The 20,699-nt window shown below is 62.8% G+C and carries 18 protein-coding genes and 2 pseudogenes; 8 read left to right on the top strand and 12 right to left on the bottom strand.

The annotated features are described in order from the left end of the window. Nucleotides 1-14: 14 nt before the first annotated feature. From G5575_RS02030 to G5575_RS02055, 6 genes are all read right to left on the bottom strand, one after another. Nucleotides 15-272, bottom strand: coding sequence for a GlsB/YeaQ/YmgE family stress response membrane protein (locus G5575_RS02030; protein WP_164532873.1), 258 nt, complete (start codon nt 270-272; stop codon nt 15-17). 88 nt (nt 273-360) lie between these two features. Beyond that, nucleotides 361-1,587 carry an OpgC family protein gene (locus G5575_RS02035; RefSeq protein WP_164532874.1) on the bottom strand — a complete coding sequence of 409 codons (1,227 nt, stop codon included), beginning with the start codon at nt 1,585-1,587 and terminating at the stop codon, nt 361-363. Then, complete coding sequence (mdoH, locus tag G5575_RS02040; protein ID WP_164532875.1) at nt 1,574-3,343, bottom strand: glucans biosynthesis glucosyltransferase MdoH; 1,770 nt, start codon at nt 3,341-3,343, stop codon at nt 1,574-1,576. Before mdoH ends, G5575_RS02035 begins: the two co-directional genes overlap by 14 nt. Before the next feature lie 10 nt (nt 3,344-3,353). Then, a complete protein-coding gene (locus tag G5575_RS02045) occupies nt 3,354-3,491 on the bottom strand; it encodes a hypothetical protein (RefSeq protein WP_164532876.1) in 138 nt (45 codons plus the stop codon). Continuing rightward, nucleotides 3,488-5,011, bottom strand: coding sequence for a glucan biosynthesis protein (locus tag G5575_RS02050; RefSeq protein ID WP_235935507.1), 1,524 nt, complete (start codon nt 5,009-5,011; stop codon nt 3,488-3,490). Before G5575_RS02050 ends, G5575_RS02045 begins: the two co-directional genes overlap by 4 nt. 210 nt (nt 5,012-5,221) lie before the next feature. After that, entirely contained in the window at nt 5,222-5,995 is a 774-nt protein-coding gene (locus tag G5575_RS02055; protein WP_164532878.1) for a FadR/GntR family transcriptional regulator, read from the bottom strand. A 120-nt stretch (nt 5,996-6,115) separates the two neighbouring features. On the opposite strand from G5575_RS02055, the pseudogene G5575_RS02060 reads away from it, so the two are divergent. Further along, nucleotides 6,116-7,507: pseudogene (locus G5575_RS02060) on the top strand (M20/M25/M40 family metallo-hydrolase). 179 nt (nt 7,508-7,686) lie between these two features. On the opposite strand, the gene G5575_RS02065 reads toward G5575_RS02060, so the two are convergent. Further along, nucleotides 7,687-8,055 carry a DUF1304 domain-containing protein gene (locus G5575_RS02065; RefSeq protein ID WP_164532879.1) on the bottom strand — a complete coding sequence of 123 codons (369 nt, stop codon included), beginning with the start codon at nt 8,053-8,055 and terminating at the stop codon, nt 7,687-7,689. Next, complete coding sequence (gene deoD / locus G5575_RS02070) at nt 8,052-8,696, bottom strand: purine-nucleoside phosphorylase (RefSeq protein ID WP_235935508.1); 645 nt, start codon at nt 8,694-8,696, stop codon at nt 8,052-8,054. Before deoD ends, G5575_RS02065 begins: the two co-directional genes overlap by 4 nt. Nucleotides 8,697-8,886: 190 nt before the next feature. On the opposite strand from deoD, the gene argC reads away from it, so the two are divergent. The 4 genes from argC to leuB all read left to right on the top strand — a co-directional run bounded on the left by argC (nt 8,887) and on the right by leuB (nt 12,546). Further along, on the top strand, nt 8,887-9,840 hold the full coding sequence (gene argC, locus G5575_RS02075; RefSeq protein WP_164532880.1) for an N-acetyl-gamma-glutamyl-phosphate reductase: 954 nt from the start codon (nt 8,887-8,889) through the stop codon (nt 9,838-9,840). Nucleotides 9,841-10,428: 588 nt separating this feature from the next. Beyond that, nucleotides 10,429-11,034, top strand: a complete 606-nt coding sequence (gene leuD, locus G5575_RS02080; RefSeq protein ID WP_164532881.1) for a 3-isopropylmalate dehydratase small subunit — start codon at nt 10,429-10,431, stop codon at nt 11,032-11,034. 9 nt (nt 11,035-11,043) lie between these two features. Continuing rightward, a complete protein-coding gene (locus G5575_RS02085; RefSeq protein ID WP_164532882.1) occupies nt 11,044-11,433 on the top strand; it encodes a RidA family protein in 390 nt (129 codons plus the stop codon). Nucleotides 11,434-11,445: 12 nt separating this feature from the next. Further along, the gene (leuB, locus tag G5575_RS02090) at nt 11,446-12,546 is read left to right on the top strand and encodes a 3-isopropylmalate dehydrogenase (RefSeq protein WP_164532883.1); all 1,101 of its coding nucleotides are present in this window, start codon (nt 11,446-11,448) and stop codon (nt 12,544-12,546) included. 127 nt (nt 12,547-12,673) lie between these two features. On the opposite strand, the gene rpsP is transcribed toward leuB, so the two are convergent. Together rpsP and ffh are read right to left on the bottom strand one after the other, a co-directional pair. Next, entirely contained in the window at nt 12,674-13,039 is a 366-nt protein-coding gene (gene rpsP, locus G5575_RS02095; protein ID WP_164532884.1) for a 30S ribosomal protein S16, read from the bottom strand. 25 nt (nt 13,040-13,064) lie between these two features. Then, complete coding sequence (gene ffh / locus G5575_RS02100) at nt 13,065-14,648, bottom strand: signal recognition particle protein (protein ID WP_164532885.1); 1,584 nt, start codon at nt 14,646-14,648, stop codon at nt 13,065-13,067. A 294-nt stretch (nt 14,649-14,942) separates the two neighbouring features. On the opposite strand from ffh, the gene G5575_RS02105 reads away from it, so the two are divergent. After that, nucleotides 14,943-16,106 carry a GNAT family N-acetyltransferase gene (locus G5575_RS02105; RefSeq protein WP_164532886.1) on the top strand — a complete coding sequence of 388 codons (1,164 nt, stop codon included), beginning with the start codon at nt 14,943-14,945 and terminating at the stop codon, nt 16,104-16,106. A 32-nt stretch (nt 16,107-16,138) separates the two neighbouring features. On the opposite strand, the pseudogene G5575_RS02110 reads toward G5575_RS02105, so the two are convergent. Together G5575_RS02110 and G5575_RS02115 are read right to left on the bottom strand one after the other, a co-directional pair. Then, a pseudogene (locus tag G5575_RS02110) lies at nt 16,139-17,091 on the bottom strand (cupin-like domain-containing protein). Next, nucleotides 17,088-18,263 (bottom strand): GNAT family N-acetyltransferase, encoded by a 1,176-nt coding sequence (locus G5575_RS02115; RefSeq protein ID WP_164532887.1) that lies wholly within the window; start codon nt 18,261-18,263, stop codon nt 17,088-17,090. Before G5575_RS02115 ends, G5575_RS02110 begins: the two are co-directional and overlap by 4 nt. A gap of 239 nt (nt 18,264-18,502) precedes the next feature. On the opposite strand from G5575_RS02115, the gene dapF reads away from it, so the two are divergent. Next, the gene (gene dapF / locus G5575_RS02120) at nt 18,503-19,351 is read left to right on the top strand and encodes a diaminopimelate epimerase (RefSeq protein ID WP_216629838.1); all 849 of its coding nucleotides are present in this window, start codon (nt 18,503-18,505) and stop codon (nt 19,349-19,351) included. After that, on the top strand, nt 19,351-20,613 hold the full coding sequence (gene mtaB, locus G5575_RS02125) for a tRNA (N(6)-L-threonylcarbamoyladenosine(37)-C(2))-methylthiotransferase MtaB (protein WP_164532889.1): 1,263 nt from the start codon (nt 19,351-19,353) through the stop codon (nt 20,611-20,613). The genes dapF and mtaB overlap by 1 nt, the downstream gene beginning before the upstream one ends. The last annotated feature ends 86 nt before the right edge of the window (nt 20,614-20,699 follow it).

The raw sequence follows: 20,699 nt of genomic DNA on the forward strand, positions 1-20,699 counted from the left end.
CTCCTTGATGGTGATTAAACGCGGCGACGGCCGGCGATAAAGCCCCAGATGACCAGGATGATCACGGCGCCGACGATGGCGCCGATAAAACCTGCGCCGTCGTCAGGACCATACCAGCCAAGCGCCTGGCCGAGGAAGGTTGCGAGGAACGCACCGACGATGCCCAGGATCGTCGTCAGAATAAAACCGGACGGCTCGTTGCGGCCCGGTACGATGAACTTTGCGATAACGCCGGCAATGAAGCCGATGATGATGGTCCAGATAATGCCCATGCTCACTCTCCTTTTGGTGAACATCAAACGAGCTTTGGGACAGCCGGTTCCGGGCCCAACGCGGTATGGTGACTTTTTCGTGTGCCGGTCAGGCGCGCGGCTTGGCAGCCTGAACGGATTTCAGCGACGCCGTGTGGTTGAGCACATAGGCGAGCCCCACCAGAAACATGATGCCGGCACCTAGAATGACGCCATCGAACAAAGGATCAGGCTGCCGCGGAGTCTTGACCACCTGCATCACCATGCTGAGCACGGTCCCGGTCGCAAAAACCGCAAGACCCTGCCGCCCCATGGCGCGCAGCGGCGCTGCAAGGCGAGATTGTGCAAAGGTCATCATCAGCGGCAGATGACCCAGGACATAGAACAAGGCCAGCGCATGCAGTAGCCGCGGCAGCGCCAGATACGACTTGTCGAACCAGGTGATGTAGAACGGCGCCCCCGCGTCTGCGAGGTGGGCGAGGACATCGCGCCCGGCATCCCCGACTACCGGTATCTTCATCCAGAGCAGGATGAAGATCACCAAAGCCGCGGCCAAGGCAAAGAGCGCCGGATGATAGGGGATGAAACGCTGCCCCGTCTTCATCGCCGCACCCGACAAAAGCCCGGTCACGAACAACAACTGCCAGGAAAACGGATTGAAGAACCAGCCGCCAGCGGTCGGAAAATTCGGCAGGTTGAGGCGGAACTGCCCGGCCAGCGCCCAAAGCGCGATCGAAAGGGCAAACATCAGCCACGGCCGCTTCAGCCCGACCATCATGAAGACCGGCGTCATCAGCAACAGCGTCGCATAAAGCGGCAGGATGTTGAGATATCCCAGCTGGTGCGTCAGCAACGGAATGCCGATCAAGCTGCTCAAAGGCTGGCTGAAGAGCGGCGCGATGTTGTTCCTGGTCAGAACTTCCGGCAGGTCGAACCACAAGGCTGCCGCCGCAAAGATTGCGAGGCAAATCATGGTGATGGAGAGGTGCACGAAATAAAGCTGCCGTGCCCGCGCCCATACCCGCGCAATCGCCGACCACAGGCTGCCCGACCGGAAACCGTTGGAATAGGCAAGGCCCGCCGCCATGCCCGACATGAACACAAAGGCTTCCGCTGCGTCGGAAAAGCCGAAATTGCGGTTGGTATAGTTCTCGTAGATCGTGCCCGGCACGTGGTTGATGAAAATCATCACCAAGGCGATGCCGCGGAACATGTCGAGGCGCGGATCGCGGCCTACCGGCAGGCCGCTCGTGTCCCTTGAGGAGGCGGGCAACCAGGCATTGCGGAAGGCAGAAAAAAGCCCCGCAGAGCGGGGCGCCGCGCTAGGCAGCGACATGGGCGGTCCTCGGCACCGCCGATTTGAGCGGCGGACTGTTCGCGATCATCGGCTCGGTCGCGGCCCATTGGGCCACGATCGCCTGCTGCTCCCTTATCACGGGAGACGGCGAGGCTTCCATCTCCGTTCGGAACAGCCAGGGCAATTTCCGCCGCGTCGGACGCGAGGTTCGTGAGATCAGGAATGGCGCCGCCAAGGCCGGCACGGTTGCCGGCGCAACCCAAAGGGCAGTGTCAGGCGCAAAAACCAGGGTACTGGCGAGAGCGGCGAAAGCCACCAGCACCATCCACCAGCTGGCGCGCAGCGCAGTCCTGAAACTCACGAAGTTCTGCCCGCGCTGCGTTGCCGGCCAGCCGCCGTCAAGGCCGAGCAGCACCTGCGCCACGGCGCGGCTCTGCATCAGCAGCATGGTCGGCGCCAACACCGTCGACAGCACGATCTCGCCGATCACCGACAGCGTCACCATCGGCGTGCGGCCAAAGCGGCGGTTCTGGCCATCGACCATGCCGCGCAGAAGGATCAGGATCTTGGGCGCCACGAGGATCACGGCCACGGCAAGGCCCAGCACCCACGGCGACAGCGTCACTTCACCGAAATCTGCCACGACCACGGGCTGGTCGGGGAACAGCGCCGCCGCCATGCTGGTCGCCAACAGCGCCAGCCACAGGGGCGAGGCCAAATAGGCCATGATGCCCTGGACGAAGGTGAAGCGGCTCCAAAACTTGAGCCCGGGCGCGCCGATCAACCGGCCATGCTGGATATTGCCCTGGCACCAGCGACGGTCGCGCTTGGCATATTCGATGAGGTTGTCCGGGGCTTCTTCATAGGAGCCCTTGAGCGCCGGATCGACCTCGACCTTCCAGCCGGCACGCGACAGCAGCGCCGCCTCGACATAGTCGTGGCTGAGGATATGACCGCCAAAGGGAGGAGTGCCCGAAAGTTCCGGCAGTCCGCAGGAGGCCGCAAAGGCCCGCACCCGCACCATGGCGTTATGCCCCCAATAAGGACCTTCCTTGCCCTGCATCAGCGCTGCGCCGCGCGCAAAGGTGGGCGACAGGTAGGCCGCCGAAAACTGGATCGAGCGGCCGAACAGCGTCTTGGCATGGACGATATGCGGCACGGTCTGCAGCAGGCCAAGCTCGGGATCGGCCTCCATGCGCCGCGTCATCTCGAGGATGGTCTCGCCTTCCATGAGGCTATCGGCATCAAGGATCAGCGCGAAATCATAGGCTGCGCCGGAACGCGAAACGAAGTCCTCGATATTGCCGGCCTTGCGTCCGACATTGCGCTCACGCCGGCGGTAAAACATGCGGCTGGCGCTGTCGGGCTCGAGCAGGAGCCGCTCGAACTGCACCAGTTCCTGCGCCGCCGCCTCAATCGCCTGCGTATCGGAGAGGACCGCGAAATGGAAATGCTCCGCCACGCCGAGCTTGAGCAAGCTCCGGTTCATCGCGGCAATGCGCGAAAAGGTGGCGATCGGGTCTTCGTTGTAGATTGGCACAAGAATGGCGGTGCGGCTCTTGAGCGGCCCGCCCGGCATCGGCTTTCGCCGTGACGGCGCAAAGACCCCCATGACGGCAGCCGCGCTGCCCCACACCAGCCAGAAGCCACTGAAGGCAACGAGCGCGGCACGAACGAGATCCAGTGCCGTCAGTCCCCCAACGCCGGTAAAGCTCAGGAAGAGCCATGTGCCATAGAGGCTGAGGCCCAAGGCCAGCAGCAAGGCACCACAGCGGAAAAGGGACGGTCTGATCATCACCGCTTTGTTAACGACCCGCGAACGGCCAAAGTGTGGCGCGCAGCGTCTGCATCAACGAGCGACGTGTCTCGAGCTGCTGCTTGGGCATGTCCAGCGGCGCATCGGGCAGGCCAGCGAAGAAGGGGAATTCGCCAGAATGTTTCATGCGTTGGGCCTCCACTGGTAGAGCCAGGTTTCGGTAAGCTTGCGACCAAGACCGACGAGATAGGCCTTGAGTTCGACCGTCGCTCCCGGCTCGGTCTCGACGTCCATCACCAGGCGCCAGGCGCCATTGGCATCGACGCGCGACAGCACGGAATTGCGCATTACGCCGCCGCCGACGGTCGCCAGCACATCGAGCGGGGTTCCAGGCGGCAGGGCATCGAGCTCGCCGCCCTTGAAGTCGACCACGAATTTGCGGAGGCTTGCGGCGTTTTCGACACCGGAAACGCCGCCTACACCGCCACGCGTTTCGGCGACATAGGCCATGGCCGGATTGTTTTCGGGATCGAGGTCGCCCCAGACGACGCGATAGCTATATTCGCGGCTTTCGCCAGCCAGGGCCGGCTCGGCAGGGATCCAGAAGGCACCGATATTATCGTCCGCCTCGAGCTTTGCCGGAATTTCGATCAGCCGCACCATGCCGGCGCCCCAGGCGCCCTGCGGCTCGATCCGCACCGAGGGACGTCGCTCATAGTGGGCGCCCGCATCCTGGTAGGTCTCGAAATCGCGGCCACGCTGATATAGCCCGAAAGCCTTGGGATTGGTTTCGGCAAAATAGGAATTGCCGAGCCAGGCGGAATTGTTGAGGGCCCGCCACATGATCTCGCCGCTTTCGCGCTCGACCAAGAGACCGTTGCTGTCATGAACTTGCGGCCGATAGTCGTCGAAACCACCGCGATTGGCTTCGGCGTAGAGGAACATCGAGGTCAGCGGCGCCACGCCCACTTCCTTGACATCGGTACGGAAATAAAGCCGCGCCGTGACGTCCATCGTGGTTTCCTGCGCCCCGTCATGGGCCGGCTGGATCACGAAGCGATAAGCGCCTGTCACGCTGGGCGATTCCATTGCCGCGTAAACCGTCAGCGGCCCGCCGGCCTCGGGCTTTTCGACATAGAACTCGGAAAAATGCGGAAACTCTTCCGGCAGGTCGATCCAGGAATTGACCACAAGCCCGCGTGCGCTGGCGCCATAAATATTGCCGCGGCCCAGGGCCCGGAAATAGCTGGCGCCCAAAAACGACACCAGCTCGTCGAGCGGCGCGTCGGGGCTATTGAGCGGATAGTTGACGCGAAGGCCAGCGACGCCGGCGAATTCGCCCTGTGCGGCGTCGCCCACTGCAACGTCATGATAAAGGAAGTCGTCGGCGCCAAAATGCACCAGGCTTGCCGTGCCGCCATCGATTTCGAACACCTTGACTGGCTCGGTATAAAGCCAGCCGGGATGAAAGGCCTGGAGGCGATAGCCGGCCGGATCGTCAGCCCACTTGCTGCGTTCGGCGCGATACTGGATCAGCCGATAAGCGTCGTAATCGAGGCTTTGGAAGGCCGGCGCAATTTCCGGAATGATCGGAGCATGCGGCCCAGCGGCCAGATCCTTCATGCGGGCGGAAAAACTGTCGAAGTCGAAGGCAAAGCTATCATCGCCCTGCGCAAAAGCCGGACGGCTGAGCGCGGTCGAGGACATAAGCAGCAGCGAAAAGCCCAGGCCAGCCAGAACGCTCCGGCGATTGGGCTGGGGGACTGAAAACGCGTCACATCGTTGCCTGTGGTTGGTACTCGCCCTGTTCTTCGGCAACTGCGCAACGGCGACTAGATCAAAAAGTTGACGCATAGCTCCCTTGCGCGAGAAGCATGACAAAAACCCGTTTTCTCAACTGCTTAACAGGCTTTTGCCTCAGGCCTCGGCGGGCTGTTCCATCCGTCCCGCGGCCCGGTCGAACCCCTGCGCGATGGCTTCGCGCATAGCCTGCCGGGCAGCCGCCGGGTCACCCTGCCCGATGGCCTCGGCGATGCGTCGATGCACATCGACGGTAACCGCCAGGGCCGACGGCTGGTTGACGGGAGACGAAATCGTAAACGCCGCCGTCAAGGCCATTTCCACCAGGGCACTGATCGAGGCCATGAACGGATTTCCCGAAGCCTCTGCCACGACACGGTGGAATTCGAGATCGTAACGCGCGAAGTCGGCTGGCGTTTCCGCCCCCGCCATATTTTCCACGCAGGCGACCAGCGCCTTGACCTGCTCCTTATCGGCGCGTTCCGCCGCCAGCGCCGCTGCCTCGATTTCGATGCCGATCCGCACTTCCGCCAGACTGCGCAAAAAGCTGACATCGGGCCCGAGCTCGAAAAACCAGGCGAGCACATCGGCATCAAAGAGGTTCCAGCGATTGCGCGGCAAGACACGCGTGCCGATCCGCGCCCGTGCTTCGATCAGCCCCTTGGCCGCCAGCGTCTTCAGCGCCTCGCGCAAGACGGTGCGCGACACGCCGAACCGCTCCAAAAGCTCGGTGTCGGCCGGCAGGATCGAGCCTTCCGCATATTGCCCAGAAACGATGGCAAAGCCCATTTGCCAGAGCACGTCGGTATGGAGGTTGCGCGCCGGATTGCGGCCGGAGAGCGCGGCGATCAAATCGCCCGAATGCCGCGCGCGTCCTGCGGACCTGTCCATGCCATCGCCTCCCTCATGCGTCGCGACCTAATCACAGGCCCATAAGTATGACAATAACACGCGGCTAGACATTGGGCGCTTCGCCGCGCCATGGTCGCAGCCGTTTCGTTATCAAAGGATATGCCTATGACCAGCCCCGCCACGATCGACCAGATTCTCCAAGCGGTGGATGGCGGGCTCGATGCGAGCCTCGAGCGGCTGTTCGCGCTCCTGCGCATCAAATCCATTTCGACCGACCCGGCCTTTGCTGCCGAATGCCAGAAGGCCGCCGACTGGATCGCCGCAGAACTCCAGAATTTGGGCTTCGATGCCGCCGCGCGTCCGACCCCCGGCCACCCCGTCGTCGTCGCGCATGGTCCGGAGCAAGCCGGCCCGCATGTCCTCTTTTATGCACACTACGACGTCCAGCCGGTCGACCCGCTCAATCTCTGGCACACCGACCCCTTCGATCCGCAAATCGTCGAGCGCGACGGCCGCAAGATCATCGTCGCCCGCGGTGCATCCGACGACAAAGGCCAGATGCTGACCTTTATCGAAGCCTGCCGCGCCTGGAAGGCGGCAACCGGCTCATTGCCCATCCGCGTCTCATTGATGCTCGAAGGCGAGGAGGAATCCGGCGGCAAGAACCTGCCGCCCTTCATGCGCGACAATGCCGACGAGCTGCGCGCCGATATCGCGCTCGTCTGCGACACCGATATGTGGGATCGTGAAACCCCTCGATCACCACCATGCTGCGCGGCCTCGTCGCCGACGAGATCGAGATCACCGCCGCCGACAAGGACCTTCATTCCGGCATGTTCGGCAATGCCGCGCGCAATCCCAACCAGGTCCTCGCCGAGATCATTGCCAGCCTGCGCGCCCCCGATGGTTCGGTGACCCTGCCCGGCTTTTACGACGACGTCGCCGAAATCTCGCCCGAGCTCAAGGCGCAATGGGCCGGTCTCGGTTTTGACGAAAAGGCCTTCCTCGGCAGCGTCAATCTCGCGACCCCCGCCGGCGAACAATCCCGCTCGGTGCTCGAAATGCTCTGGGCCCGCCCGACCTGCGAAATCAACGGCATGATCGGCGGCTATACCGGCGACGGCTTCAAGACCGTCATCCCCTCCAAGGCCAGCGCCAAGATCTCCTTCCGCCTCGTCTCCGGCATGCAGCCCGACAAGATCCGCGCCGCCTTCCGCGCCCATGTCGAAAAGATGCTGCCACCCGACTGCACGGTCAAATTCACCCCCATGGCAACTCCCCGCCATCACCGTCCCCGCAGAAGGCGAATTCCTGCGCCAGGCGCTTGAAGGGCTGACCAGCGAATGGGGCAAGCAGGCTGTGATCACCGGCTCGGGCGGCTCGATCCCCGTCGTCGGCGACTTCAAGAAGATCTTAGGGCTAGACACCCTCCTCATCGGCTTCGCCCACGTGGACGACCAGATCCACTCGCCCAACGAAAAGTACGACCTCGAAAGCTTCCACCGCGGCATCAGGAGCTGGGTGCGGGTGCTAGGTGCTTTGGCCGCTTAGGCGCCTCGTTCTAACACCCACCGGCTGTCACTCCGGCGTAGGCCGGGGCCCATCCCCAGATCTCAGGATGGATCCCCGCCTGCGCGGGGATGACACCGAGCTAGTAAAAAGATCTCCGCACACCCACCGGCCGTACTCCTCCCCCTTCTGCAGGGGGAGGCCGGGTGGGGGTCTCTCCCCTAAAACACCGCCAGCGCCACAATCCCCAATACCGCAGGCACCGTCTGCAACAACAATATTCGCCGGCTCCTCGTCGTCACCGCGCCAAAAATCCCCGCCACCGCCACGCAAGCCAAAAAGAACACCGCGATCTGCCAGCGCGTCGCAGGATCGGGATGCACCAGGCTCCAGATCAGCCCCGCCGCCAAAAACCCGTTATAAAGCCCCTGGTTCGCCGCCAGAACCTTAGTCGACCGCGAAAACTCCGGCGTCATCCCGAACGCCTTCTGCCCTCGCGGTGTGTCCCACCACACCATTTCGAGCAGGACGATATAGATGTGGATCAGCGCCACCACGGCGATGATCACGAAGGCAATGGCGTCGCTCATGCGTCCACCGCCACGTCCAGCGCCAGTTCCACCATTTCGGACAGCGACGATTGCCGCTCCTCGGCGCTGATCTCCTCATGCGTCACGAGGCAGTCTGTCATCGTGCAAATCGTCAGCGCCTTCACACCAAACCGCGCCGCCAGCGTATAAAGCGTCGCCGCTTCCATCTCGACGCCGATCACTCCGTGCTCGGGCAGCTTGTCATAGCCGGCAAACCCGTCCTGATGATAAAAGATGTCCGAGCTCAGCATGTTGCCGGCGTGAAATTTCAGCCCCTTGGCATCCGCCTTGTCCGCCGCCGAGCGCAACAGCCCGAAATCGGCGATCGGCGCATAATTATAGGGCCCGAACCGGCCCTTGACGATCGAGCTATCCGTCGTCGCCCCCTGCGCCAGGATGACATCGCGCACTTTGACCTTGGCGTTGAGCCCGCCACAGGTGCCGACGCGGATCAGCGATTTGACCCCATAAACATTGATCAGCTCGTGCACATAGATGCCAAGCGACGGCTGCCCCATGCCCGAGGCCTGCACCGACACCGGCTTGCCCTTCCACGTGCCGGTATAGCCGAGGCAATTGCGCACCGAATTGACGAGGCGCGGCCCCTCGAAAAACGTCTCGGCGATCCACTTTGCCCGCAACGGGTCCCCGGCAGCAGAACCGCTTCTGCATAGTCGCCCGGCTTGGCATGGTTGTGCGGCGTAGTCATCGGCGGCTCCTTGGATCTCAGGCGTCAAATCAATGCCATCCGACCTCGATATTCGCAATGCTGGCTCTATTGACGTCACGGCAGGCCGGGGCCATCTAGGTCCGTCACCCAAGGAGACGAACATGGTCGCAAAAATCTTCATCGATGGCGAAGCCGGTACGACGGGTCTGCAGATCCGCGAGCGCCTCGCCGACCGCCGCGACCTTGAAGTGCTCTCCATCGCGCCCGAAAAGCGCAAGGACCAGGACGAACGCAAGCGCCTCCTCAACCTGGCCGACGTCGCGATCCTCTGCCTCCCCGACGAGGCAGCCAAGGAAAGCGTGCGGCTGATCGAAAACGACACGACCCGCGTCATCGACGCCTCGACGGCCCATCGCGTCGCCGAAGGCTGGGCCTATGGTTTTGCCGAAATGGACGTCGCGCAGACCGAGGAAATCCGCAATGCCCGCTATGTCGCCAATCCCGGCTGCTGGCCTCAGGGCCTCATCGCGGCCTTGCGTCCTCTGGTTGAAGCACGGATCGTGCCGGGCGATTACCCGGTCTCCTACCACGGCATTTCCGGCTATTCCGGTGGCGGCCGCCAGATGATGGAAGAATATGAAGCGCCCGGCGCGGTGATGAGTCAGTTCGCGCCCTATGCCTTGACCTTCGTGCACAAGCACCTGCCCGAAATGAGCCAATACGCCCACCTCAACCGCTCGCCGCTCTTCGAGCCGGTGGTCGGCAATTTCGCGCAAGGCATGCACACTTCCGTGCCGCTCCACCTCGACATGGTCGCCGACATCCCCACGGGCAAGCGCCTCCACGAAGTTTTGGCCGATCATTACGCGTCGATCCCCGACAGCTTCGTCCGCGTCGCGCCCTATGACGAAAAGCTCGGCAAGACCCCGGCGCTCGACCCGCAGGTCCATAACGGCACCAACACGCTGACCCTCCACGTCTTCGCCAACGACCACATCAACCAGGCCGTCATCGCCGCCGTCTACGACAATCTCGGCAAAGGCGCCTCCGGCGCCGCCGTGCAGAATCTGAACATCATGCTCGGTGTCAATCCGCGCGAGAGCCTCGCCGCCTGAGGCACCCCCTTCCGAGGAGTGTTTGACGAGATAGTGCCACACCCACCACCTTCACCTTCCCCTTGAGGGGAAGGCAAGCGAAGCTTAGGCGCGCCGCGCCTTAGCGCAGCTCGGAAGGGGGTGTCGGCCTCTCCAAAATCTCGATCTATCCCCCTTATCCCCACCCCCAAAACCTTACGCTAATCTCTCCCATCCCCGCCACACACGCGGTGCCGACGAAGCATCGGGCGGGGAGACGGGTCTTTCGGGGTCGCCTGAGAGAGTGCGTGGATGCCGACGCCGGTCAGGTGAGCGTGCGGATTTGGGGAAATGGGAACTCGCGCACCCGCCTCAGAACCAAACAATCGCCGTCACCGCTGGGTGGACTGCCCGAGGCGTGCGCAAAAAATCCCGATCGTGCGAAGCGGCTTTCGCCTCTTCACTCTACCCCCTTTCGGGGCGAAAGCCGCTTCACACCGTGTAACCGCGACGCCTTAGGGCCAGGCGGCGTTTTCGTGCATGCCGCAACCGTACCCACGCGTACGGTTTCTGCTTGACCACCATCCCGCTTCACGGCATGACGCTGGCAACAGCGAGGTCCCTTGCCCCATGGAAAAGTTCACCACTCTGACCGGCGTCGCGGCGCCCCTGCCGATCATCAATATCGACACTGATATGATCATCCCCAAGCAGTACCTGAAGACCATCAAGCGCACCGGCCTCGGCGTCGCGCTGTTCAGCGAAATGCGCTACAACGAGGACGGCTCGGAGAACCCCGATTTCGTTCTCAACCAGCCCGCTTATCGCCAGGCCAAGATCGTCATCGCCGGTGACAATTTCGGCTGCGGCTCCTCCCGCGAGCACGCGCCCTGGGCCCTGGCCGACTTCGGCATCCGCTGCGTCATCTCCACCAGCTTTGCCGACATTTTCTACAACAACTGCTTCAAGAACGGCATCCTGCCGCTGGTCGTGACTCCCGATCAGCTCAAACTGCTGCTCGACGACGCCGAACGTGGCGCCAATGCGACGCTGACCGTCGACCTTGAAGCCCAGACCATCAAGGGTCCGGACGGCGGCACGCTCCACTTCGACATCGACCCGGCGCGAAAGCAGATCCTGCTTGAAGGGCTCGATGACATCGCCGGCACGCTCAAATCCGATCCCGCCATTTCGTCCTTCGAGGGCACAATGGCCACCCAGCGTCCCTGGCTCTAAGGAACAAAAATGGTCCAGCGCGTTTCCACCGGCTCCCCGTTCGAAGCCACCTTCGGCTATTCCCGCGCTGTGCGCCACGACGACACCGTCTATGTCTCCGGCACCACCGGCTATGACTATGCCACCATGACCATGCCGGAGGCCGTCGGCGAGCAGGCCAAAAACGCCTTGGCCACCATCGACAAGGCCCTGCGCGAAGCCGGCTCGTCGATCGAGGATACCGTTCGCGTCGTCTACTATGTCGGCGACCGATCCGTGGTCGACGACGTGGTTGCCGCTGTCGGTCCCGTATTCAAGGACATCCGTCCCGCTGCCTCCATGCTGATCGTCCAGATGATCGAAGCCGGCATGAAGATCGAAATCGAAGTCACCGCCCGCATCGGCGCTGCCAACTCCTAAAAGGAAATCGTCATGGCCACCCATTCCCTTTTCCTTCTGCCCGGCGACGGCATCGGCACCGAGATCATGGTCGAGGTGGAAAAGCTGATCGACTGGACCAACAGCGAACAGCTGACCGATTTTTCAACGGACAGCGGCCTTGCCGGCGGCGCAGCCTATGACAAGCACCAGGTCGCCATCACCGGCGAGGACACCGAAAAGGCCAAGGCTGCGGACGCCGTGATCTTCGGCGCCGTTGGCGGCCCCAAATGGGACAATGTCCCGTATGAGCATCGTCCGGAAGCCGCGCTGCTGCGCCTCCGCAAGGAACTCGCCGTTTTCGCCAATCTGCGCCCCGCCATCTGCTATCCGGCGCTGGCCGATGCCTCTTCGCTCAAGCGCGAATTGGTGGAAGGCCTCGACATCCTGATCGTCCGCGAACTGACCGGCGGCGTTTATTTCGGCGAGCCCAAGACCATCACCGATCTGGAAAACGGCCAGAAGCGCGCCATCGACACCCAGGTCTACGAGACCTACGAAATCGACCGTATCGCCCGCGTCGCCTTCGATCTTGCCCGCACCCGCAAAAACAAGGTGCATTCGGCCGACAAGAAGAATGTCATGAAGTCGGGCGTCCTCTGGGACGAAGTGGTCAAGGGCGTTGGCAAGGATTATGCCGATGTCGAGCTGCACCATATCCTGGCCGACAATGCCGCCATGCAGCTTGTGCGCAATCCCAAGCAGTTCGACGTCATGGTCACCGACAATCTCTTCGGCGACATCCTCTCCGACGTCGCCGCCATGCTCACCGGCTCGCTCGGCATGCTGCCCTCGGCCTCGCTGGGTGCGCCCGATCCGATAACCGGCAAGCGCAAGGCCTTCTACGAGCCCGTGCACGGCTCGGCGCCGGACATTGCCGGCAAGGGCATCGCCAACCCCATCGCCATGATCGCCTCCGTCGCCATGGCCCTGCGCTATTCGTTCAACATGATCGAACTCGCCACCCGCATCGAAAACGCCATCTCGGCCGTGCTAAGCGACGGCCTGCGCACCGGCGACATCGCCCAGGACAACCGCAAGACAGTCGGCACCGAAGAAATGGGCGCGGCAATCCTGGCAAAGCTGAAGCAGTAGGCCCCGAGTAGACCTCACCCTGAGGTGCCGCAAAGCGGCCTCGAAGGGCGGGGGCGGTGACCACAGGACGAAAAAATATCCCCGGCCTCACGACCGGGGATATTCTGTTTTCAACCAAGCGCAGCGATTACTCGGCAGCAGCTTCTTCCGAACCGGCAGCAGCCTTGGCGGCGCGCTCTTCGGCGCGTTCCTTGGCCTTGGCGCCCGGCTCGCCGCTCTTGGGGTTGTTGCGGGCTTCGCGCTTCATGAGGCCGGCAGCGTCGAGGAAACGCAGCACGCGGTCGGTCGGCTGGGCGCCGACCGAAACCCAGTGCTTGGCGCGTTCGGTGTCGAGCACGACGCGGTTTTCGGCGTCCTTGGCGAGGAGCGGGTTGAAGGTGCCCAGCTTCTCGATGAAGCGGCCATCGCGCGGCGAACGGGCGTCGGCAATGACGATGTGGTAGAAGGGGCGCTTCTTGGTGCCAGCGCGGGCAAGGCGGATCTTGAGGGACATCTTGGTTCCTGAAAGGTTGGAAGGGTTACTTTTTCTTGCCCAGGCCGGGAAGGCCGGGGAAATGGGGCGCTCCGCCAAGACCAGGCAAGGCCGGTCCGCCGGAGGATTTCAGAAGCGAGCCGACATCGGTCGGCAGCTTGTCGGTCATGGGCAGGTCGGCCGAAGGCAGGCCCTTGAGCTGCTCGGGATTGATCCCAGCCTGGCGCGCCATCTGCTCGAGCTGCTTGGGATCCATCTTTGCAAGGTCCGGCATGCCACCAAGCATGCCGCCCATCTTGCCGCCGAACATACCACCAAGCGCGCCCATGCCGCCCTTGGAGACCTTTTTCATCATGTCCGCCATCTGGCGGTGCTGCTTGGCAAGCTTGTTGATTTCGCTGACCTCGACACCGGCACCAGCGGCAATACGCTTGCGGCGGCTGGCATTGAGAAGATCGGGCTCGGCCCGCTCCTTCTTGGTCATCGAATTGATGATGGCGATCTGCCGGTCGAAGACCTTTTCGTCGATATTGGCGCCGGCCATGGCTTTCTTGAGCTGGCCTGCACCCGGCATCATCGACATCAGCCCGCCCATGCCGCCCATCTTCTTCATCTGCGTCAGCTGGCTGCGCAGGTCGTCGAAGTCGAAGGAGCCCTTCTTGAGCTTCTTGGCCATCTTGGCCGCGTCTTCGGCGGTGACATGCTCGGCCGCCTTTTCGACCAGGCTGACGATGTCGCCCATGCCAAGGATGCGGTCGGCGATGCGCGAGGGATGAAAATCTTCCAGCGCATCCATCTTTTCGCCGACACCGATCAGCTTGATCGGCTTGCCCGTGGCGGCACGCATCGAAAGCGCCGCGCCACCGCGGCCATCGCCGTCGACGCGGGTCATGACGATGCCCGTGACATCGAGGCGCGTGTCGAACGAGCGGGCGACGTTGATCGCGTCCTGGCCGGTCAGCGCGTCGACGACCAGGAGAATTTCGTGCGGCTGGGCAATGTCCTTGATGCTGACGGTTTCAACCATCAGCTCTTCATCGACATGGGTGCGGCCAGCGGTGTCGAGGATCAGGACGTCGTAGCCACCAAGACGCCCCTCGCGCTCGGCGCGGCGGGCAATCTCGACCGGCGTTTCGGTCGCAACGATCGGAAGCGTATCGACGCCCACCTGTTCGCCAAGCACGCGCAACTGCTCCATGGCAGCCGGGCGGCGGGTATCGAGCGACGCAAGGAGGACCTTTTTCTTCTGCCGGTCCTTGAGGCGTTTTGCGATCTTGGCAGTCGTCGTGGTCTTGCCCGAACCCTGGAGACCGACCATCAGAAGGGTCACCGGCGCCGGGGCATTAAGATCGATGGTGACGGCATCCGAACCGAGCACCTGGACCAATTCGTCATTGACGATCTTGACCACCTGCTGGCCCGGCGTCACCGAACGTGTGACTTCGGCACCGACAGCGCGCTCGCGCACCTGCTCGACAAAGGCCCGGACCACTTCGAGCGAAACGTCGGCCTCGATCAGCGCCCGGCGGATCTCGCGCATGGCGGCATCGACATCGGCCGCGCTCAGCGCGCCGCGTCCACGAAGTCCGTCAAAGATTTTGCCAAGCCGGTCGGAAAGGCTCTCGAACATTTTGGGTCCTACTCGTTCGGGAAGTCCGCCGAGATGTGGTGTTCGTTTGGGCAAATGCAAAACCCACCCGCGGGCGCAACGCGCTGGCGGATGTTGGCCTCCGGGATCGTCGAACCCTGGCGGGGTCCCGGTCGGCTGGTCAGGAGCAAAAGCCTGATGAACAGCGCTGCCTCTAAGCGAAGAGCGCGGCCAAGTCAAGGTTTGAGGCCGGATCGAGAAAATCGCGTGACATTAACACTAGTCTCTTGATTGGCGGGTAATTTGTCAGCGCACTGTAATCAAGCATTTGGCCTCATGACCACGACCGCGCCGGCACCTATGGTTTTCGACGTTACAGTGCTCAACAGCATCGAGGCCGCGGAAGAGGCCTGGCGCGAACTCGAGGCGGTCGGCACGCTGACGCCCTACCAGCGCTTCGACTGGCTCAAGCTGCTTCTCGATGCCGGAGCCGAGCCCAACAGTCGGATCGCCATCGCCGTGGTCTCGCTTGCCGAAGAAATCGTCGCGCTCTTGCCCTTGGCGATTCACCAGCGCCTTGGTCTGCGGACCGCGCGGCTCCTCGGCACGGACTATTCCAATGTCGATTGGATGCTCGCGACACCCGACTTTGCCGCCAATGCTACTCAGTTGCGCGCGATCGTCGCGGACATTGCGCGGCAGGTCGGCGGCATCGACATCTTGAGCCTTCAGAATCTTCCTGCCAATTGGAACGGCATGGCCAATCTGCTGCTGCAGCTGCCGCATATGATTGGCCCGTCCAACTTCTATTTCACCTCTCTCGCCAACGTGCCCAAGCCGTTCATCAGCACCCGCCTGGCCCCCAAGCGCCGTGGCGACCTGCAGCGCAGCCGGCGGCGCATGGAAGAAGCGCTGGGCACAGTCGAACTCGTTCGGGTTCAGGACGCCGCGACGCTGGAGCATGTGCACGAGCGGTTTCTCGAACAACGGCGTGAGCGGTTCGACGAGATGGGCGTCGACAATGTCTTCGAAGAACCGGTATTCCGCGCCTTCTTCCATGAGGCGGCACTCGCCGGCTTCGGCCAGGAGCGCCCTCCCCTTCTCGTCCATAGCCTCATGGCCAATGGCGTCGTCACTGCCACAAGCTGGGGCACCACGGCGGGTGACCATTATTCGCTCTATATCAACTCGACCGAAAGCGGTGACGCCAGCCGCTTCAGCCTCATGAGCATCCTGATCGCCGACCTCATGGATGATCTCATCGACATGGGCATCACCAGTTTCGACATCGGCCTCGGCGACTTCCACTACAAGGCGCGCTGGACCGAGCCGCAGCCCGTCTACAACAGCCTCTTGCCGCTAACGGCCGCAGGACGGTTGGCGGCACTGGCGCTGACGGGTCGGTCGGAGCTCAAGCGCACCATCAAGCAAAATCCAAAACTCTGGCAGGCGGCAAGCGGCGTGCGCCGGGTGCTGCACCACCTGCGACCGGGCAAATAAGAAGGCCGCGGTTTGCACCGCGGCCCTTTTGCTTACATCCCGACCTGGCCGGACTTTTTCTTTTCGCCATAATAGTAGTTGGCGTCCTTGCCAAGACGACGACCTGGCGGATCAGGCGGCGAAGGCCTTCGGACTTGCGCAGAGGCGCAGCGACACCGGCGGCGACGCGGAAGGCACCGAGTTTTACAGCATCGAGGGCCGGTTTGACGCCGGGAGCGGACTGCGGCAGGCCACGATCGCGCAGCATGGAATTGACCACATAGAGGTCATTACGGCGCTTCACTTCGCGGGTCTTCCAGGTGATCGCGACCGAGATGGAATAGGTATCCTTGGTCTTGACCCAGTGCGGCCAGATATAGGGCACGAAGACGCCCTCGCCGGGCTTGAGCTCGTTGACCGTACCGCGGGTGGCGAAGCGATCTTCGTACTTGATGTTGCGATGCTTGGTGATCGCATGCTCGATCTGCTCTTCGCTGGCGATCGAATGGTCGGTGTTGTCGAACACGGCAAACTGCTTGTCGCCATGAACCTGGACAAAGAAATTGTCTTCGCTGTCGAGGTGGAAGGGCGTGGTCGAGCCCGGCGAGGAAACAAAAAGGAAGCCCTGCACATCGGTGAAACCGGCGGCTTCGAGGCTCTTGTAACCCTGGGCGCTGGCGACCGACTGCAAGGCGGTTTCCAGCAATTCCTTATAGGCCGGCACGATCTCGATGCGCTTCAGCACCATCCAGGCGCCGGCGGTCTCGATCTGGCGCACGACTTCCTGCGGGTCGAGATCGACCAACGGCGTCGTGGTCGGATCCTGGCTGACATTGGCCTTGCCCGAATTGTATTCGATCCGGTCGCGCGGCATCTGCTTGACCAAGTCCAAAATGGCCGGAAGCGTCAGCCGCGGATCGCCGACCAGCTTGTGCTGGATCCGGAAGGGCTTGTTGGGGAAAAGGTTTTCGAAGGCGGCCTCGTCGGCCATCAGCGTCGCAGTCATTTGCGGATCTCTCGGGTTTTGAGGGCGTTTCGGGTTCGATGCAAAAGGCTTTTGGCGGTCTCGCGGGCCTCGCCGCGAAGCAGGATGAGCCGGGCGCAGAGCGCGGCGACCGGGCCGGGCCGGGTGGCGATCAGGACATTGCCGACGCGACGGCGCTCGCGCCACACATGGTCGATCATCGGATGACCCGGCAGGGCGCAGGAGTCGACAAAGTCGATGGCAGGATTTTCGGTGAAGTGGCGGGTCAGCTCGACCGTGAGCTGCACGCCGGGCGAATAACGGGCATAGGCTTCGTCGAAGGCGATCTTGAAGAACATGGCCGTGCGCTGCTGGCGCAGGACGAGACCGGCGGCGATGGTTTTGCCAGCGACGCTCAGTTCGACGATCTCGATGCCCGATTTGGGCGCAAGGCCGAGCGCCACCTCGGTAATGTAGCGCGTGTCGCCCTGGTTCTGGGCAAGACCGGTGCCGCGCTCGCCTTTCCAGCCGGCGGCCTCAAGCGTCAGGAAGCGTTCGAGCGCCGGAAGGATTGTAGCTTCGTCGCGGGCGACGGTGAAAACCACTTCGCCCTCTTCATCGAGCCGATGCCGGAGGCGCCGCAGCTCCTTAAGCTTTTTGGCACCCATGCCGGCGCGCAGATAAGCCTCGGCATCCTCGGGCACGCGCAGCGCAGCGCGTTCATGCTCATCCTGGACAGTGATGGCGAGAGATCGACGCTTGGCCGATGCTCGCATTGCTATCATGGCGGGACCATCCAGGTCGGCCATATGCAAAACCAGAAGATGCGCGCCGCTCCGCGCGGCATTGTCCAGCAGCGCCGTCGCAGCGTCCTCATTGGAAAGCAGCGGTGAGCCCAGCACGGTATAGGGCTGATGCGAGACCAGCGCTGGGATCGGCAGGCGATAAACCTGCCAGGCACTCCGCACCGGCACGAGGCCGCTCAGCTGCTTGTCGTCAAAGGCGCACAAAGCCTTGGTCGCGTCTCCGCCACGGGTGAAGCGGGCGACCGGAAGTGCATAGGCCGGATCGAAAAACGCATTGGCTTCGATGGCGGTCTCGACCAGCGAAGCCCAGTCCGCAACCGGCACGGCGCCAAACGCCAAACGGCCGGCCGCTGAGGCAGGACGCAGCGAGCGGGCAGGCGCAGCAGCGAGAGCGGTCTCGGTGGTCATGACGTGGCCCATTCTAGTGGCACTCGGCGTGATGCAGTGTCCTGGCTGCCAAAGTGGTTAAGCAGCCAATTGCACAATAGAGACAGGCTGTTGCGAGACTGGCGCCAAATTGCATAAAACTTTATCGATGCATCAGATTTCGCCCGCCGCTGGCAATCGGGGTCACCTTGCGCCATATAGGGCGTACGATCTTCTCCAGCATGCGAGGCTCCGGCGTGAGCAGGGTGCCGTTTCTCAAGATGAATGGGCTGGGCAACCAGATCGTCGTCGCCGACATGCGCGGCAGCAAGGCGCGCGTTACCCCGGAAGCGGCGATTGCCATCAATGCGCAGCCGCAAACCAAGTTCGACCAGATCATGGCGATCCATGACGCGCGGACGCCGGGCACCGACTATTACATCGAGATCATAAATTCGGATGGTTCGCGCGCCCAGGCCTGCGGCAATGGCATGCGCTGCGTCGTGCAGGCGCTGGGCGCCGAAGAGGGCCGGAGACGGTTCACCTTCGAAACCCTGGCCGGCATTCTTTTCGGCGAAGAGGCCGAGGACGGGCAGATCACCGTCGACATGGGCACGCCAAAGTTTGCCTGGTACGACATTCCGCTTAATGAGGAATTCGCCGACACCCGCCAGGTCGAGCTGCAGATCGGACCGATCGACGCGCCCGTGCTGCATTCGCCGTCGGTCGCCTCCATGGGCAATCCACACGCGACCTTCTGGGTCAAGGACGATGTCTGGAGCTATGCGCTCGATCGCTTCGGACCATTGCTCGAAAATCATCCGCTGTTTCCCGAGCGCGCCAATATCTCGATCGCCAATGTGCCGGCGCCCGACCGCATCATCCTGCGCACCTGGGAGCGTGGCGCGGGACTGACCGAGGCCTGCGGCACGGCGGCTTGTGCTGCCCTGGTCAACGGCGCCCGCACCCGCCGCACGGCCCGCAAGGCGACGGTGACCGTGCCCGGCGGCGACCTCGTCGTCGAATGGCTCGACAACGACCATGTGACGCTGACCGGCCCCGCCGAATTTGAATGGCGCGGCGATCTCGATCCTGCGACCGGCGCCTGGACGCGCAGCGAGGCCGCCTGATGAGCGTGCAAACGCTGACCTTTGGCTGCCGCCTCAACGCCTATGAGGGCGAGGTGATGAAGGCCGAGGCCGAAAAGGCCGGGCTCGACAACGCCATCATCATCAACACCTGCGCCGTTACTCAATCGGCAGTGACCCAGGCGAAGCAAGCGGTGCGGCGTGCAAAGCGCGATAATCCGGACGCGCGCATCATCGTCACCGGCTGCGCCGCGCAGACCGAGGCGCGCACTTTTGGCGACATGGCGGAGGTCGATCTCGTGATCGGCAATGCCGACAAGCTCCGGGCCGAAAGCTACACCCCGATCGTCTTTGGCACCGCGCTCAACGACAAGTGCCAGGTCAACGACATCATGAGCGTGCGCGAAACCGCCGGTCACCTGATCGAGGGCATGGATGGCAAGACGCGTGCCTTTGTTCAGGTGCAAAACGGCTGCGACCATCGCTGCACCTTCTGCATCATTCCCTTCGGCCGCGGCCCCAGCCGTTCGGTGCCGATGGGGGTTGTCGTCGAACAGATTAAAAAACTCGTCGGCAACGGCTGCCGCGAAGTGGTGCTGACCGGCGTCGACATCACCTCCTATGGGCCGGACCTGCCGGGCACACCCACGCTTGGCGTGCTGACGCAAGCCATTCTCCGCCACGTGCCCGACCTGCCGCGCCTTCGCATCTCCTCGATCGACTCCGTCGAAGCCGACCCAGCGCTCTATGAAGCGGTCAGAGACAAGCGGCTGATGCCGCACCTGCATCTCTCGCTCCAATCCGGCGACGACATGATTCTCAAGCGCATGAAGCGGCGGCATCTGCGCGATGACGCCTTGGCGGTGGTGGAAAAGCTGCGCGCAAACCGGCCGGACATGGTGTTTGGCGCCGACATCATAGCCGGCTTCCCCACAGAAACCGACGCCATGTTCGAAAACTCGCTGCGTTTTATCGTCGAGGCCGACCTCACCTATATCCACGCCTTTCCCTATTCGCCGCGGCCCGGCACCCCGGCAGCGAGAATGCCACAGGTCAACGGCGCCGTGAGTAAGTTGCGGGCGGCGATGTTGCGCGAGGCGGGGGAGCGGCAGGTCGCAAAACTCTGTGCCTCAAGGATTGGCAAGATCGAAAGCGTTCTGGTCGAACGTGGCGGCGTGGGGCGAACCGAACAATTTGTGCCGGTGCGCGTTCCGGATAACCCGGCTGGCGATCTGCTAGCGATGCGCATCACCGGCATGGACGCCAAAGGCCTCTTGGGCGAAGCGCTGCGTGTAGCGGCGTGATTGCGCCACGCCCTCGTGGTTCGACAGGCTCACCATGAGGGCTACTTTTCTATCGAGCCAAGCAGTAGACCTCATCCTGAGCTTGT

Origin of the sequence: Devosia aurantiaca, assembly GCF_011058215.1 — a bacterium.
Taxonomy (GTDB): Bacteria; Pseudomonadota; Alphaproteobacteria; order Rhizobiales; family Devosiaceae; genus Devosia; species Devosia aurantiaca.